We start from the raw sequence: 302 nt of genomic DNA, 5'->3' as shown, positions 1-302 counted from the left end.
TTAAATAAACGAGCTTGTACATATTCCCAATTCCAACGCATACGTCTTTCAGCATTGTGAAGTTTAATCTCCTGCATTCCATTGATAAGTTCAATAACTTTACTTTGTTCCTGACTTACTTGTGAAAAACGTTTGTAGTCTAATTCTTTTCGTTTTTTGAAAAAGAAAAGTACCCATCCAAAGTATAAAACACTTCCTAGTACAAATACTCCAAATATTTGTAAGCTATAATACCCAAGAACTAAACTGAAGATTATTAGATTAAAGAAAGAGAATAATACGGTTAAAGATGATGTAGTTAA

1 protein-coding gene is annotated in these 302 nt (G+C 30.1%); it reads right to left on the bottom strand.

The window, feature by feature from the left end; translation table 11 throughout:
* Positions 1–302: ABC transporter transmembrane domain-containing protein (locus F7018_RS17970; protein ID WP_394350040.1), on the bottom strand; the 302-nt coding region annotated here is incomplete at both ends.

The sequence above is a fragment of the Tenacibaculum aiptasiae genome (assembly GCF_008806755.1).
GTDB classification, from domain to species: domain Bacteria; phylum Bacteroidota; class Bacteroidia; order Flavobacteriales; family Flavobacteriaceae; genus Polaribacter; species Polaribacter aiptasiae.
Note: the sequence above shows the minus strand (reverse complement) of the source record. Positions and strands in the feature narration are given on the sequence as shown.